At 53.7% G+C, this 16,027-nt stretch carries 13 protein-coding genes and 1 pseudogene; 1 reads left to right on the top strand and 13 read right to left on the bottom strand.

The window, feature by feature from the left end; all coding sequences use genetic code 11:
- Positions 1-81, top strand: a pseudogene (locus ACYVHB_RS07285) (transposase); the annotation flags it as partial.
- 236 nt (positions 82-317) lie between these two features.
- On the opposite strand, the gene ACYVHB_RS07280 reads toward ACYVHB_RS07285, so the two are convergent.
- The 13 genes from ACYVHB_RS07280 to ACYVHB_RS07220 form a co-directional block, all read right to left on the bottom strand.
- On the bottom strand, positions 318-1,274 hold the full coding sequence (locus ACYVHB_RS07280) for an MraY family glycosyltransferase (RefSeq protein ID WP_461051010.1): 957 nt from the start codon (positions 1,272-1,274) through the stop codon (positions 318-320).
- Positions 1,271-2,188, bottom strand: coding sequence for an NAD-dependent epimerase/dehydratase family protein (locus ACYVHB_RS07275; protein ID WP_461051008.1), 918 nt, complete (start codon positions 2,186-2,188; stop codon positions 1,271-1,273). The genes ACYVHB_RS07280 and ACYVHB_RS07275 overlap by 4 nt, the downstream gene beginning before the upstream one ends.
- Positions 2,185-3,429: a glycosyltransferase family 4 protein gene (locus ACYVHB_RS07270; RefSeq protein WP_461051006.1), complete on the bottom strand. Its 1,245-nt coding sequence runs from the start codon at positions 3,427-3,429 to the stop codon at positions 2,185-2,187. The genes ACYVHB_RS07275 and ACYVHB_RS07270 overlap by 4 nt, the downstream gene beginning before the upstream one ends.
- Positions 3,426-5,012, bottom strand: a complete 1,587-nt coding sequence (locus ACYVHB_RS07265) for a heparinase II/III domain-containing protein (RefSeq protein WP_461051004.1) — start codon at positions 5,010-5,012, stop codon at positions 3,426-3,428. The genes ACYVHB_RS07270 and ACYVHB_RS07265 overlap by 4 nt, the downstream gene beginning before the upstream one ends.
- Positions 5,009-7,195: a bi-domain-containing oxidoreductase gene (locus tag ACYVHB_RS07260; protein ID WP_461051002.1), complete on the bottom strand. Its 2,187-nt coding sequence runs from the start codon at positions 7,193-7,195 to the stop codon at positions 5,009-5,011. Before ACYVHB_RS07260 ends, ACYVHB_RS07265 begins: the two co-directional genes overlap by 4 nt.
- A gap of 43 nt (positions 7,196-7,238) precedes the next feature.
- Positions 7,239-7,724: an RES family NAD+ phosphorylase gene (locus ACYVHB_RS07255; RefSeq protein ID WP_461051000.1), complete on the bottom strand. Its 486-nt coding sequence runs from the start codon at positions 7,722-7,724 to the stop codon at positions 7,239-7,241.
- Positions 7,717-8,121 carry a type II RES/Xre toxin-antitoxin system antitoxin gene (parS, locus tag ACYVHB_RS07250; RefSeq protein WP_461050998.1) on the bottom strand — a complete coding sequence of 135 codons (405 nt, stop codon included), beginning with the start codon at positions 8,119-8,121 and terminating at the stop codon, positions 7,717-7,719. Before parS ends, ACYVHB_RS07255 begins: the two co-directional genes overlap by 8 nt.
- Positions 8,122-8,200: 79 nt before the next feature.
- Positions 8,201-9,322, bottom strand: coding sequence for a non-hydrolyzing UDP-N-acetylglucosamine 2-epimerase (gene wecB / locus ACYVHB_RS07245; RefSeq protein WP_461050996.1), 1,122 nt, complete (start codon positions 9,320-9,322; stop codon positions 8,201-8,203).
- Positions 9,319-11,073, bottom strand: coding sequence for a methyltransferase domain-containing protein (locus ACYVHB_RS07240; RefSeq protein ID WP_461050994.1), 1,755 nt, complete (start codon positions 11,071-11,073; stop codon positions 9,319-9,321). The genes wecB and ACYVHB_RS07240 overlap by 4 nt, the downstream gene beginning before the upstream one ends.
- 12 nt (positions 11,074-11,085) lie before the next feature.
- On the bottom strand, positions 11,086-12,093 hold the full coding sequence (locus ACYVHB_RS07235; RefSeq protein ID WP_461050992.1) for a glycosyltransferase family 4 protein: 1,008 nt from the start codon (positions 12,091-12,093) through the stop codon (positions 11,086-11,088).
- Positions 12,090-13,436, bottom strand: coding sequence for a hypothetical protein (locus ACYVHB_RS07230; RefSeq protein ID WP_461050990.1), 1,347 nt, complete (start codon positions 13,434-13,436; stop codon positions 12,090-12,092). The genes ACYVHB_RS07235 and ACYVHB_RS07230 overlap by 4 nt, the downstream gene beginning before the upstream one ends.
- On the bottom strand, positions 13,433-14,656 hold the full coding sequence (locus ACYVHB_RS07225) for a glycosyltransferase family 4 protein (protein WP_461050988.1): 1,224 nt from the start codon (positions 14,654-14,656) through the stop codon (positions 13,433-13,435). Before ACYVHB_RS07225 ends, ACYVHB_RS07230 begins: the two co-directional genes overlap by 4 nt.
- Positions 14,653-15,945 carry a nucleotide sugar dehydrogenase gene (locus tag ACYVHB_RS07220; protein WP_461050986.1) on the bottom strand — a complete coding sequence of 431 codons (1,293 nt, stop codon included), beginning with the start codon at positions 15,943-15,945 and terminating at the stop codon, positions 14,653-14,655. Before ACYVHB_RS07220 ends, ACYVHB_RS07225 begins: the two co-directional genes overlap by 4 nt.
- Positions 15,946-16,027 lie beyond the last annotated feature (82 nt).

Below are 16,027 nucleotides of genomic sequence, written 5' to 3'. Positions count from 1 at the left end.
TGTCTATTTTTTATTTACCTACTTACAGCCCACATTTGAACCTAATCGAAATTTTATGGCGCTTCTGTAAATACAAATGGCTAAACAAGCCACATTATAAAAGCTGGTCAAAGCTAAAGAAAGCTATTCTTTGTATTTTTAAAGAGTATGGTTCAACGTACACCATCAATTTCACAAAACTCATCATGAAAAATACTCAAACTAATATCAAACTTAATTCTGCTTGATTACTTAAGCAGTAGATACTAAATAAATTATACGGAAAGCCGGTTGTAATGACCGGCTTTTTGCATACCACATCTCCAAGATACAACCGCTTACACAAGCCGCCGTCTTACAACAATGTACAGCATTGATAGCGCAGCCAGCACCCCACCGGCGAACATCCATTGCGACTGAACAGGCCAGTCTACCGCATTTATAACCAGTCCATTAATTATTAGCTGAATCAGCGCATATAGTGCCGACACGCGCAGGTGTGGCCAGTTTCGTTTGTGGACCAGTAACTGAAACAAATGCTGCCGATGCGCCTGGAAGATGTTTTGCCGATGATAAAGCCGGTGCAAAAGCGTTAGACCACTGTCTACCCCATAAACAGCCAGTAACAGGATAGGTAGATACGTTCGGGTGCTGAGAATAATTTGAATCAAGGGCAGCAGAATGACAAACCCAATTGACACGCTGCCCACGTCACCCGCGAAGCAGACAGCCCGCCGACGCGCGTTTGCGTAACTGAAAATTAACAGCCCAATGAATGTGAACGGCAAAAACGAGTCGGCAGTAGACACCTGTAGTTCTCGTTGCCAGGACCACAGTGTACCCACGCACACTAAGCTGTACCAGGCCGTCATAGCGTTGATGCCGTCCATAAAATTATTGGCATTCAGAATGCCAATACCTACAATAAGCGACCCAGCAACCACCCACATCTCGTTGGTAAGCAGGCCTGTTTCATGCAGTAGCAAGGCGACACCAACGAACTGCGCAAGTAGACGATACCGACCGGGTAACGGGCGCAGGTCATCCAGAAAACTGACAGTCGCGACCAGCGTCAGGCCCGCAAAGAAATAAGGGTACGCGAAACCACTGAATACGAATGCGGCCAATGCTGCTACAAAAAAAAGAACGCCCCCGCCCCGGACGGTTGTCAAATTCGTATGCGAACTGCGCTCGTTGGGTTGGTCAACAATGCCGAAGTGCCGCGCCAACCGTAAATAGCCAATTTGCACACTTATTAGCAGAATCGCGATGATTACGTAAACGGTCGGATTCATCGGAACAGGTCGAGTACGGGGCGGGGGTGCCAATCCAATTGCCGTTGAGCCAATTGGTCGGAAAAGGTTAATGAGTTGACGATTTTCTGAAGGGCGATGGTATCGAGCGGAAATCGGCGACCCACAACCGCATTAATGCCATCGCCAACGGTGGCCACGGCCCGCGCCAATACCAGCGGAACTGCCCGAATCGGCTGCGAGCGACCCACGTACCGGGAGAGGGCGTCTTCCAGTTCGCCAATGGTCGGATGACAACCGTCGGTTAAATTAAACGTACCGCCAACCTCAGCCGCCCGGTCAATTACGGCGGCTACGTCGTCGACACGGATCATGCTCCGTCGGGCGCGACCATCGCCAATTCGGACGTAGTAGCCGCGCCGGATGGCGTTCATCAGCGTGGCCACGTTGCCATTGGGCCGCTCGGCCACCACCAGCGGCAACCGCAGAATCGAGACACGAACACCCGTTCGCTCGCCCCATTCCCGCACGGTAGTCTCGGCTTGGACTTTACTCAATCCGTACGCATCCGTGGCATCAAGCGGGGTCGTTTCACCCAAAAGCTCACCGCTTAAACGGCCGTAGACCAACACCGTACTGATGTGAACGACCGCTTTGGGCGGCACCGGCACCTGCTCCAGCGCCGTCAGCAGTCGGGCCGTACCCTGCACATTTACGCGTTCATAGTCGGCGCCTTCGGCAGCAGTGCGCGGAACGGAGTGGGCTTTCCCGGCGGCATTCACAACATAATCGAAAGAGGTGTGGCCCAGCGAAGGCAAGTCTCTGGTCAGGTCGCCGGTAAGGTGCCGCGTGGCAATGGATGTGCGGCCCAAGGTTGTAACAGTGTGCTTTGGGGTCAGTTCAGCACAAATCCGGCTTCCCAAAAAACCGGACGCTCCCGTCAGAAGAACATTCATTGAGCGGTTGGTTCGAGTTCATGTGGTTGATTTGGTGCCGAATGCTCCAACGCTGGTATGAGCGTTTGCCGAATTTGATGGACCATTGCCTGCACGATGGTACGGCGCTGAAATCGGGCTATGAACTCCGTGCGCGGCTGTGTCCGATACGGCATTGTGCGCAGTTGCGCAACCAAATCTGAGACGTCGCCGGGCGCAAACAGGATGCTGTTAGGCAAGTGCTTCCGAACAAAGTGAGCCGCATAGCCCGATACGCCCGCCAGGATAGGTTTGTCGGTAGCGCCGTACTCAAATAATTTGGAGGGTAGCACCCGCTTGAGCGCATCAAACCGGTTTAGATGAACAAACAGGTAGTCAGCTTTTTGGTATGCATCAACCAACGCGCTTCGGTTAACAAGTGGGTGCAGTTCAACCGTCGTAACGCCTTCGTCCCGAATGGCTTTTTCCAGTTTATGCCTCGCTCCCCCGTCGCCGATAACGACAAACCGGTAGCTCGCGCCCAGCAGCCGGGCCGCCTGCGGAATAATTTTGTGCAGCCCCTGCCCTTCGCCAATATTGCCCGCGTAGAGTATGGTCTTGATTTTCTCCGTCTCCGTAAATTTATCCGATGGACTGATTGCCAGAAATTCCTTATCAATTCCGTTGGTAAAGTAGCTGTACGTTGCCTGACTAAACCGGCTGAAATAAGACTGGAATCCTGCCGACACCATATTGATGTGTGTCGCATACCCAAACGTGTACCGCTCCACGGCCCACAGCACCGGCTTTAGCCCAAGCCACACGAGCTGGCCAATACCGGGGCGGTTCTGAAGCATTTCCAGAATCATTTCGCGAAACAGATCACGGATATCCAGAAATAGCTTAGCACGGCATTTCCGAGCCAGTCGTGCGCCAAGGAATGCCGTAAACAGTCGCGACGACGATGCCACGACCAAATCATAATGCCCATCTTTGGTCAGTCGGTGAGCTGCCCGGTAGTATGTAGTGAACGACCGAATCTGGTCGACTAACCCGCTGGCATGAGTTGGTACAGCCACACGGTCGATCAGAACGTTGCCGCGCTTTTCGCGGTTGGGAGCCATTTGTTTATAGGACTGGTAGCGGTTAGGCTGCGTCGTTACGACATGGACAGAGCCATCGGTTCCCAGTTGACGGTCCAGTTCAGTAACTAACGCTGTGTTGCGAAACGAACCTGGGCACAGGTCCGGCTCAAAGTAAAAGGTTAGGTACAAAATTCTCATTGAGTAAGTATAAGGCTGGTTTCTAACTGATTCGCAAATGTAATTTCTACGCACGGCGCGGGCCTAAGTTGGTTGAAGCCATCGGCCATGTCATACGTGGTCAAGCGCAGTTCGGGAGCAGACTCCGATGCGAAGGAGATACGTACTGCCCCGGCCTCAAGGCCTGTTTCGACTAGCGACACGGCTACGTCAGGGTGAAAATACAGACGGGCCACGCCGGACTGACTCCGAGTCTTCTTCGTTTTTTTGTCTATCAGGCGGTCGGTTATGCAAATGTGCATCGGACCAATGGACCAGGTTCGCTCATGGATGATACCCATGTGACAGTAACCATCATGCCGGGCCATCAGCGTTGTTTGCGTATCAGCCACTACCGTTACCCGCGCCCGACGACCCACGCGAAAACCGCCCCAAACTTCCGACGAGTTAATGCCCATTACGTCAACGGTGTTGTGCGCGGCCGTACTTCGTTCCCACGCCCGGCGCGTTCCAATGTCATACGTTGAGGTGCCACTGTCCACAATCAGCGGCTGGTTATCCACATATAGCACGAACGAGAACGTGTCGGCATGCCCGTGGCCGGGCTGGTGATCGGGGCCAATCGGGCCAACGTCCGCAACGAGTTCGTAGCGGGGAAAGCTAAATTTGCGGTAGCCCGTGGGTTGTGTCTTCACAGACCAAGGGCTACCCACCAAGCCAACCCGCACAGCCTTGGCCCAAAGCTGTTCAGTTGTTGGGGCAATGCCTGAAGCCGCATCATTTACCATTTGCACATCGCCGTTTCGGAAGGTAATGGCATCGAGCCAGCCGAGCATTTGGGTTGCTTTTCCTTCCAGAAAAGAGCTAAGTGCTGGGTCGTTGTGCCATGTGTTGTGCTTTACGGCCAGCAGCACGTCTAGCAGCCGGTCGAGCAGAAGTTGATGGTACATGGGGCTGCGTTCGTCGTGCCCGCCATCGGCCAGCATTTGCGTTGACAGTTCAGTCCGCACGAGTTTAGTGGCTCTTCGAAACCAGGCATTGTGTCGGAAATAGAGCGCGGCTGTTAAGAGGGCGAAGCCATTTTCGAGTAGGTGGTTCCCGGCGATGTGGTATTCTATCCGCCGACGCAGCAAACGGGTCTGGGCGTACAGATGCTGGTTGATAACGTCGTCCTGAATCTGATTTCGTGATAAAAACTGGACCCAGTTAATAATCCGTAACGAGGTTGGATATGCTTCCAGCCCGTCTTTCAGGCTGTTGGTTTGAGAAATAAAGTCGCGGATCAGCAGCAGTCCGTTTCGAGCATTAGGGCCGGACTGGTTCAAAAAATCAAAATAGTTAAGGTTATACGTCCAAAGTTTGCCGTGATTGCCATAATTCCAGTCAACAACAGTCATTTGAACCGACTGATTCAGAAACGTGAACGTCTCTCCTACCCTTGACACCAGTTTATTGGCATTTGGTACGGACAGAAAATGGCCCGTGATACCTTGCTCTGCCAATCGAAATTGCACCTGACTGCGTAGCCGGTTCAGCACCTGATACATTAGTTGCTGCACTGTCAGGTACCGTACTGTTCGCCAAATTAAGCCGATTCGTTTCATACCGCTTCTGCTACGGCCGTTTCTGGCTTGCTTATACCAATTCCGGCGACGGCAACCCAACGGCTTTCGTGCAGGCTAAGCAGGGCCGCCAGCATGGTTTGGGTCGTGTTGAGAATGTCGGCAAACGGAATTAATGGTTCGCCTGATCTGGCGCTGTAACCAGTGCGCACCTGTGCAATCAACTGTTTCATCTGCTCAATATGGCCCTTGTCCTGCCGACCCGATACGCTCGAAAAGCCCCGAAATCCGTAACCCGTCAGTTTTCTGAAATTATCCAGTACCAGCGTTCTCCCCTGCGAATACACTTCTATTCGCTCTTTAGCGTAGGCCTTACTCCCATTGGCGAAGTAGTTGACGACGCCCATTGCCCCGTTTTCGTAGCGCAACAGCAGTGAAGCCGAATCGGTCGTTTCCGTTGGCTGGTGGCCCATCGCATTCATGCACACACTGACCAAGCGGCTGCCAGTCAGGAACGTAATAAGATCTACGAAATGACACGCTTCGCCAATGATTCGGCCGCCCCCAACCGCCCGGTCGTGAATCCATGAATTAGCGGGAATGGACCCAGCGTTCACTGTAACGACTACATTCATGGGCACTTTATTGGCGTTTGGCCCGCCCAGCAACGCCTTCATTTTCTGCGCCAAGGGCGAAAAGCGTCGGTTGAAACCTACCATCACCATCCGGTCCGATGCCTGCTGCGCGTCGATGATATCGGCCAGTTCATGAGCATAAATTGCCAGTGGTTTTTCCACGAACACGTGCTTGCCCGCCCGCAGGGCTTCGACCGTCAGGTGGGCGTGGCTGTCGTGGCGTGTGGCAATGACGCACAGGTCGATAGCCGGGTCGTCGAGAATCTGCCGGTAATCTGTCGTGCTCTGGGCGATGCCGAATTTTTGGGCCAGTTGCGTCGCATTTAGCCCACCCGCACTGGCAATGGTTTTCAGATTAGCCCCAGCCGCTTTCAGGGCCGGGAGCAGGATAGCGCTGGCGAAATTACCCGCGCCAATCAGGCCAACGGTGCCGGTGCCGCTGTCATATTGGCTCTCCCGCAAAATGACAACCGGGTTCAGGTTGACCGTTTCGGGGTAGTGAAGCAGCGACGCAATTGCCTGCGATTGGCCAATAGTTCCGTAAATGGCGTCGAACCCGGCGAAGGGCACATTCGCTGTAATGAGCGACGTGATAGTTAATTGTCCGCTGGCTAACAGTTGCAGAATCGTCTGGAAATTGCGGTTTTCGGTCCAGCGCACAAAGGGTAGTGGATAGTCGTGGCCCTGCTGTTCGTAGGCGTCATCTTGGCGACCGGGACCGTAGGAGCACGACACCTGAAATTGAAGTTCTTTTTCGTAAAACTCGGCCCGGTTCAGGTTTAGATCGACCACGCCAATTAGTACAATGCGTCCCCGTTTGCGGCTCATCCGGGCGGCTTGCGACACGACCTCGTCACCCTGAGTTGATGCGGCAATTATGACGCCATCGGCTCCAACCCCGTTCGTAATTAACAATACAGCTTCTACAGAATCGACCTTAGCCGAGTTGAGCGTAGTAATACCCCGCTGCCGGGCCAAATCGAGTTTGGTTTCGTCAATGTCCAACCCGATAACGCGGCACCCATTCAGCCGGAGCAATTCGGCCGTGAGCAGACCAATCAATCCCAGTCCAATCACCACGACGGTCTCGCCCAGCGTTGGGTTCAGGAGCCGGATGCCCTGCAAACCAATGGCCCCAACGACCGTAAACGTGGCTTCGTCGTCACTGACCGCGTCAGGAATGGGCGCGACTAAGTTGCGGAGTACGCAAACCACTTCGGCATGGGACCCGTTGGAGGCAACCCGGTCGCCAATGCGCAGGTCCGTCACGCCCTCTCCCACGGCCAGCACCGTCCCGACGTTACAGTACCCCAGCGGCAGCGGCTGACCAAGTTTGCGAAACACCGCTTCGAGCGTCGGCATCAGGCCGTCAGTCTGAATTTTGTCCAGCACCTGCTTCACCTTGTCGGGTTGCTGACGGGCTTTGAAAAGCAGGCTTGCCCGCCCAAACTCAACCAGCATCCGCTCCGTACCGAGCGACACCAATGACCGGCGCGTATGAATCAGCACCTGTCCGGGGCGCACCTGCGGAGCCGGAACGTCTTCGAGCAGCGTTTCGCCGGTTTTTAAGTTTTGTACAAGTTGTTTCATGGGCGGTGAGTTACGAAAATTCACAGTTTACAATGCGCTGGATTCATCTATCTGACCGCCACAAACGCGGGTCGATTGAAAAGGGCTTGCTGTTTATGACCTCTATCTGACCGAAAAACGAATGAAATGGATGGAGCAGGTAGTTGAGCGATTCGGCTACCACGGCTGAGGGTACGCCCACCGCTATTACGTCGGGAGTCGATAGCCAGTCGGCCAACAGCCGGTGATTTTGAACAAAACTGGCCTCATCGCGCCAATTAAGGGGCAGCGTATCGGGAGGAATAAGGCGCGGCTTGTTAGGCAGGAGCAGCGTCAGCAGAAACAATCGGGGCAGATCGTCGTAAGAAAGTGTTGGCAAGTGAACCAACTGTTCGAGCAGGGCCAGTTCGGGAGTCGCCGATGTATAGAGAATGCCAATGCCTTTAGGGTTCCACCGCCCACCCCACCGACGCGCTCCCTCGGCCGACAGGGGCGTCCCGACAAAGCGCTCTTTCACCAAACGATAGACAGTGGTTGGATGGTCAGGCATAGATGCCGTGTTCAATCCGGCCCAACACCGTATGTACCATCCCAAAACCAGTGGTTGTGTCCAATAACGCTACTGGTGCCTGGCGACGGAGTTCGGCTAAAGGAACGTGAAGCCATCGGCCCAATACGTCGGACCGATCATCGAACACAGCCAGGCCGTGGCGAATCAGCCCTTCCAGCAGCAGCAGCCGCTCGGATGCGTTGCTATCTAAGCGAACGTCGGGCCGAAGCCGATGCAGCGTGCGCTCGGAAAGATTAAGAATGCGGGCCATTTCCTTGTCGGTTAATGCTACAATCCGGGCTACTTCATCAACTTTACTCCGGTTGACACCCGCCCGCGCCTGTTCAACCAGTCCGAAAGCACTCTCACCCGGTTCCGCTTCAAGTAGTGATTCCATTCTGTTTGTTATTTGTCACGAATATAACCGCCATTTGGCACGCTTCCAAGGCGTTGATACTATTGACTACCCGTCTGAACTATACCCATTTATTCTTAGAATAATCAGCCAGCAATACGTCTGCGATGCGTCCGGCGGTCTGCCCGTCCCACAACGGCGGTATCACGCCTTGTTTCGCTTGGCCGCTCAGTATCTCCGTGACCTTTTGCCGGACGGTTTCCGGGTTTAGGTCAGCGAGCAGTTGGTTCGTGCCAAGATTGACCGTTACGGGCCGCTCGGTGCTGTCGCGGAAGGTGAGACACGGGGCTTGCAGATACGTAGTCTCTTCCTGAATACCGCCCGAATCAGTGATGACAATGGCCGCGTGCTCCATCAGGTTCAGGAACTCCAAATATCCCTGTGGTTCCAGCAGGCGCACATTCGGAACGGCCATAAGCCGATTCATAAGGTCAAATCGAGAAAGGTGAGCATGAGTGCGTGGATGCATTGGAAACACCACGGTTCGGTATATTGCCGTGTTTTCCACAATCTGCACGATGCTCCGTAAGCTGACTTCGTTGTCCACATTCGATGGTCGGTGCATGGTCGTCAGCACGTACTGACCCGGCGTCAGCCCCAACGTGCCAACTGTGTTCAGGTCAGCCGCCTTTCGGCGATAGTGCACGAGTGAGTCGATCAGGACGTTGCCCACAAAGTGAATTTTTTCGTCCGCAATACCTTCGCGTTTGAGGTTGTCCAAGCCCGACTGCTCCGTCACGAACAGCAAACCGGACAGATTATCGGTCAAAATACGATTAGTTTCTTCGGGCATTCGGCGGTCGTTCGAGCGCAGCCCCGCTTCAACGTGCGCCACCCGAACACCCATCTGCACGGCTGCCAATGCACAAGCGAGGGTGCTCGTGACGTCGCCAACGACCAGCACCCAATCGGGCTGTTCGACAGTCATTACAGTCTCGAATTTGAGCATAATGTCGGCGGTTTGCTGCGTCTGCGTTCCCGATGACGGACCGCCTGCGCCGAGGTAATGATCGGGCGAGGGCAGGTCGAGTTGCGTAAAGAAAATCTCGCTCATGCAGGCGTCGTAGTGCTGACCCGTATGCACGATTTTTGAGTCAATACCGGACTGATTCAGAAAAGCGCGGTGCAATGGAGCCACTTTCATGAAGTTGGGCCGGGCACCAACGACGTTTAAAATTTTCATTTCCGCTTTCGGTAGACACCGACGAATAGGTTATTGACGTACCGCAGTGGTAATACCCGTTTCAGGATTCTCGATAATGGGTCGTAACCAGAAAAATGCTTTGTTTCCAGCACCTCGAAGCCCAAATCGGTCAATTGCTGATTAAAGTTTATTTCGGTCGAGACATGGCGGATGTAGGCGAAATAACGCGGGTGGCCCGTCAGCGCAAACAGTCGCCGTTCGATGCGCCGATACAGGCTGAGTTGATTAGGCATCGACACGATCAGCAAGCCGTTCGGTTTGAGCATTGCGTGGATTTGTTGCAGCATCCGTCCTATATCGCCAATGTACTCGAGCAAACTCGATGCAATGATCACGTCCTGGGCTTCATAATCTTCAGGGTTCGGTATGGGTAGTGACTGGAGGACGTAATGAGCCTTATCCAACTTTTTTTTCTGATTGCACAGCTTAATCATCTCCGCCGAACCATCCACCCCAATTACGGAGCAGCCCATTTGGGCGAGGTAATTACTGAAAACGCCCGATCCACAACCAATATCCATGACGTTGTCGGTCGCTTTCACGTATTGGTTAAATAAGTCCGTCCAGATCCGAAATCGCTCCACGAATGCTGCGGATGATTCATATTTACTGTCGAACTGCGTGGCAATGGCGTTATAAAAATCAACTGCATTTTCGCCGGTCGATGGAACGTTTGCCACATTGGGCACGGGTTGATGGAGCAGTTGGATGAATTCGTCGATCTGGTTGCGGAGTATCAACTCGGGCTTCGGCAGCATTCCCTCAAGGTACTGTTTTACCGCGTCGGCAATGTCGGCCGGGTTGTAAGGGTCGAACTGAATGGACGGCTTAACGACGTGAGTCAGGAAAAGGCGACGGCCCGCTAAAACAGCGTTTCCCAGCCAGTAGGCTTCCAACAGGCCCAAGCCAACCGTTTCATTGACCGAGGGAAACATGCAGGCCGTACACGAAGCCGTCAGGCGCAACAGATCGTCATACGGTACGTAACCCAGGTTTTCGACACGCACTCCCGACTGTTTCAGGGTCTCAATTTGCCTGAGCAAAGTGGGCGTAGTGTAGGGCGATTCGGGAGAAATCGTAAGGTATAATATGGGCGAGATGCCCTGCTGATGCAGGAGTTGCCAGGCCCGCAGTAAGTTGATGTGATTTTTGTGCGGCTCCGAACCGCTGGCGTATAAAAAAACCCATGGCTTCCCAGCGCCGTCTGTCGGTTGCGCATCGGCGACGGCTCTGATCCGATCTTCGTCGTAAAAAGGCAGCACGTGCACGTTTGAGGGAGCAACACCAAACGTTTCCACAAATAGTTGTTGTACGTACGGCGTCTGCACCACAAACACGTCCGAATAGCCCAAATTCGACCGTAAATACGTCCGACGCAGGTTTCGCTTCACCTTGTCACGCAGGCCGAAAGGTCGATCATCGTGGCCGTTGAGGTAATGCAGGTTATGAACGTAGGTGATGGTTCGCACATGGGTTTTGAAGGGTGGCGGGAAGTTGCCGAAGCACAGCAAAGTCGTTGGGTTTACCCGCCGGATAAACGCCCCCAGTGTAGCCCACCGATTGAGCAGATTAATGTTGACATTGGTGTAATTCTGCACCGGAACAGAAAGGACAACCGACGATTTTTTGAGCACATGAAACGGCACCTGCCGCCTGAGCAACTGGCTGGTCAAACACTGCAATAAAACAGCGCCCCCGCCCGACACATTGGCCGCGTCAATTAACAGCATCGTCGTGTAGAGTCAGGTGGGTTGCCGATTTAGCTGTTCGTACAGGACCGCATACTGCCCGGCAATGCGCTTCACCGTATAGCGCTCGGCGTTTAACAGGCCCAACTGCATCAGTTGGTTGCGGTATTGAACGTCCTGCCAGACGCGTAAAATACCCTGGCGAATTGCGGCCACGTCGGTGGGGTTTACGTAACACGCACCGGCTCCGCCAACCTCCATCATGGGCGATAGCTGACTCGTTATGACGGGCCTTCCCACGGCCTGAGCTTCGAGGATGGGCATTCCAAACCCTTCGTACAGCGACACAAACGTGACCAGGTCGCACCGGTTGTAGAGGATTATCAGTTCCGGGCGGCTGATGGCTACGTGGTTCTCGTAGTCAATCTGGCAGCGGATCAGTTTATCGGTTTCTGCTTTCGATAACTCACCAACAATCAGCAACCGGCAGGGTAACCCCTCAACAGCCTCAATCAGCCGGTTCAGGTTCTTATGCGGTGCGGTACCAATGTGCAACAGCGTCGGTGTTTCGGCATTGAATGGTTGCGGATTGTGGACGAAAGTGGGGTCGTAGCCATTAGGAATGACGACAATCTTGTCGGCCAGTTTGCCGACATACCGTTGTAAATTCCGGCGCGTCTTTTCCGAAACAGTCGTTACGATGCCTGCTTTGCGAATCGGCCAGTAGTACCAGAGCAACCAGAAGAGCACAAACCGCACCGGACGGGATCGGTTGCGCTCCAGCAACACACAGTCGTGGATAGTTAACAGAGTACGCTTTGCCCGGAGGGCGATGGCTGCATAATGGATATCACCCGTTATGTGCACCGCTTTGTTGCGATGCGCCCAAAAATACACAACGTTTTTCCAGACGTTAAACAGGTTGTGGCTGATGTAAGGAGCCGTGGCAATCTGCACTGCATTTGCGCCCGAACGGCCGAATTGGTCAGCGATGCCCCGAAACAGATTTTCGATGCTGTAGCCAACACCATCGCATCGAAAAAGAAGGGTGATGTTCGTCATGCTTTCACGGTTAGCCACCCGGTTATTTTGTAAAAAACAAAGACAAATATCAGTCCGTGAAGCAGGCTGCCCCATTCGGCGTACAAATCGGTTTCTTTGGTCAGGCAACCCATGAACAGTTTGGGAATCCACAGAATCAGCGTGGGTTTGGTGAGCGCAACCGACAAAATCTGGTGGAATATCCCGCCGAACAACAGGCCATACAACAGCATGTAGAACACCCCGCCCAGCCTGCCGAAATTGGCGTAGGCTTCGCCCATTGGTGATAGGTTGACACTCGTGTTTTCGGTGAGTTGGATCGGCGTGAATCGCCGGATGTTGTCGCGCCCTCCGGTTACGGGTTTGTCCGGCCAGATAATCCGGGGAATCAGGGGTGCCAGCAGGTATTTGAGAACGTCTCCGTTGGCGTAGGGTTCGCTTCCCGGCACAAAGGCCATCGTGTGTCCGATAAAATAGCCTTGGTTGAACCGGGCAGTGGACGCGAAAAGAAAGACGGGATCAAGCAGAATTTCGGGCCGCTGTATCCGGTCGGTAAATAATGTCAGCATCAGTTGGGCGTCGCCTTTGCGCTCATTCGTTCGGGCACCCCACGTGTTGGCGCGGTATTCCAGCTTAACGGACTGCACCAGAATCATCGTCGTCAGACCACCGCCAATGGCAATGAACTTCCAGAAGGACGGAATTTTGGACGTTCGACCGGCCAGCCAAAAGACAAAAAACAACGCCAGCCAGCTTACCAATTCACCGAACGTACCCGTTTGAACAGCCTGATAGCCCAAGGCGAAGAGCGCGATAGCTACGGCCAGTAGCTTGCGCTTAGAATCAGAGAAAAGAGTGTAGAGAACGCCCGTGTACAGCAGGGACACGAACAGATTAGCCATATTTTTTATGGCCAGCGGGACAACGTTCAGCACGCCAACGGACACCGTTCCAATTAGAATCATCCAGAGTCCAACGCTGGAGCGACCCGTCAAATAAATCCGTACGTTATCGAAGTAAACAAGGTGTTCTTTCTGGGTCCGGCGGTTGAAATAAGACAAGCCAATCAGCATAGCCGCCGTAGCAGGTAATGCATAGCTAAAGTATGCATCCGATTCCAGCGGCATCGACTCCGGCGAGATGGTATAGAACAGAACGGGCACCAAAAGCACTTCGACGCAGGCCACTGCATTGATGATTTCGATGATGAGCAGGCGATGTCCCAACTGACTAACAAGAACGCTAACGGCATAAAAAGACAGACCTACAGCAACGCATTCGAGCAGACTACGTTCCGTAGAGTAGCCCAACAGCAACACCACCATAGCCCCGGCGATCAGGCGATTCCGTTCGCTGTTTGTCATGGTTTACGGCTGTTGAAAGAAGAATTGCCTGCTTCTCGGTGGAGAAAGGTTTGTTTGAGCGTTGAGATTGTGCGGTCGTAAGTGTACCGGCTGATGATGTCGGCCGAGCGGGTTCCCAGCTTGCTGAATTGCGCTGCTGACAAGGTCAACAGGCGCTGAATCACCCGTGTCAACTCGTCCACGTTCCCGCACGGGTACTGCAATCCGTTATTAATCAGCAAGTCAGGGGCGCAACCAACCCGGTCCGACAGCACGATGGGCAAGCCGAAGAGCATGGCTTCGTTGACCGACAAGCCCCACGCGTCGCCGTCGGAACACATCACGTACAGGTTCGCCACCGAATAGTACGCGCCAATTTCGGACTGGTTGACGAACCCGGTCAGGTACACGTCCGGCAGTTGGTAGTCGTCGATGTACTGTTCCATCGCCGTCCGCAATTCGCCCTCCCCTATCATCACTAAGGCAACGTCCCGACGGTTCAGCTTTCGGTACGCCATAAGCAGATCGAGCGGACGTTTGACAGGCGTGAACTTCCCACAGAACAGGATAATTCGTTTTGCACCGTCAATTCTCATTCGCTTCAAGATATCCTGCCGAGATCCGTTCAGCGCAGCCTTTTCCGCGTGAAATCGCTCAGTATCGACTGCAAACGGCAGGAAAATTAGCTTCTCCTCGGCAACCCCGAAGTAGGTGTAGAAAGCCCGGTTACCCTGTCCAGCGTAGAAGCAGTAATCAACTAGTTTAAAAAAGATATGGCGCAGCATATAGTCGCGGACGGGTGCTGCTAGGTGGGCGTCGGTCAGTTCCCGGAAGTAAGCCGTGTCGCATCGGACGCAAACCGTATGCCCGAATAACGCTCCGAAGAGGAGCGCCATCCAGTTAACCGCGTAGGCCCAGCCGTGAATGATAAGCACGCTTGAGGGTGCTTGCCATAATCGACCAACAATGCCTAAATTGAGCAGCCCGAAGAAGGAGTAAATCGACGGACGGAGCGCGTAATTTCGCAGAAACTCGGTCTGGTATCCAGCCAACAAGGGCACATCCCACTGAACACGCGTACCAAACTGCCGGTCAATACCGCCGTCGAGACCGTGCCGGGATGCGTAATACACCGTCAGGTCGACGTTTGTATCGGTCGCCAGTTTCCGGTACAAGGGAGCGAAATACTGGATTGGGTGGCTGTTGAGTATGATAATGCGGAGAATCGGCGGCTTCGTCATAGCCGCCAATAGTCTATCTCATCGTCCTCACTTACGTGGTATAATCCTTTCAAATCCAGCAGGATTGGTGCGCCGTTCATTAAGGATTTAAAATAGGACACGTCCAGCGTTCGGTATTCGTCGTGCCCTACGGTCACAATAACGGCGTCATACTGGCTGGCGGGCATTTCCAGCAACGTCATTCCATACTCATGAGCTACTTCATTGGGCGAGGCACAGGGATCGACTACGTGCACGTTGATGGCGTATTTCATCAGTTCGCGCACTAAGTCAGCGACCTTCGAGTTGCGGGTATCCGATATGTTTTCTTTGAAGGTCAGGCCCATGATGAGCACTTTTGTCTGACCCGGATTTTTGCCTTTTCGCAGTAGCATCTGCGCTAATTTCGTGGCGATGTGGGCGGGCATTCCGTCGTTGATGCGCCGACCGGAGTTGATCACCTGCGGGTCATAACCCAGTTGCCGGGCTTTGTAGAGGAGGTAATACGGGTCGATGCTGATGCAGTGCCCCCCCACCAGACCGGGTGTGAAGGGCAGAAAATTCCACTTCGTCGCGGCTGCCTTAATGACCTCCTGCGTATCGACGCCCATCCGGTCGAAGATGATAGACAGTTCATTCATCAGCGAGATATTCAGGTCGCGCTGCGTGTTTTCGATGACCTTAGCGGCTTCGGCGACTTTAATTGTCGGGGCGGTGTAAATTCCCGCCGTAATGATGTTGCCGTAGACGTCGGCAATGGTTTGGGCTGCTTCGGCATCGCTGCCCGACACAACTTTAAGGATGTTCGTCAGCGTTCGGACTTTGTCGCCGGGGTTGATGCGTTCGGGCGAATAGCCAAGTTTGAAGTCAGTTCCGAGCGTCAGGCCAGAGTATTGCTCCAGCAGCGGCAGACAGTCTTCTTCGGTGCAGCCCGGATACACGGTAGATTCATAGACGACGTAATCGCCCGGCTTCAACGCTCGCCCAATGACTTCCGACGCCCGTTGCAGGGGTTTCAGATCAGGCACTTTATACTCGTCAACGGGCGTTGGCACGGCGACCACGAAAAAGTGAGCCTGCTTCAAATCAGCCGGGTCAGCCGTAAACGTGATATCCACGTTGGTAAACGCGTCGGACGGCATTTGGCGCGAGGGGTCCTCGCCTTGCTGCATCTGGGCCACCCGACCAACGCTGACGTCGTAGCCAATGACCCGGTACTGTTTGGCAAATTCGAGCGCAATCGGCAGACCAACGTACCCCAGCCCGAGGACGGCAATTGTCTTCTCTTTTTGTTGTAAAGCCTTGACCAAGCGTTGATTCGATTAAATTTTTTTCGTCTCACGGGTTTGGCCGTGGGGTAATACAAAGCATCCTTGTCACCTATTATAAACG

It is taken from the genome of Spirosoma arcticum, assembly GCF_054779955.1.
This window is presented reverse-complemented; position numbering and strand designations above follow the sequence as displayed.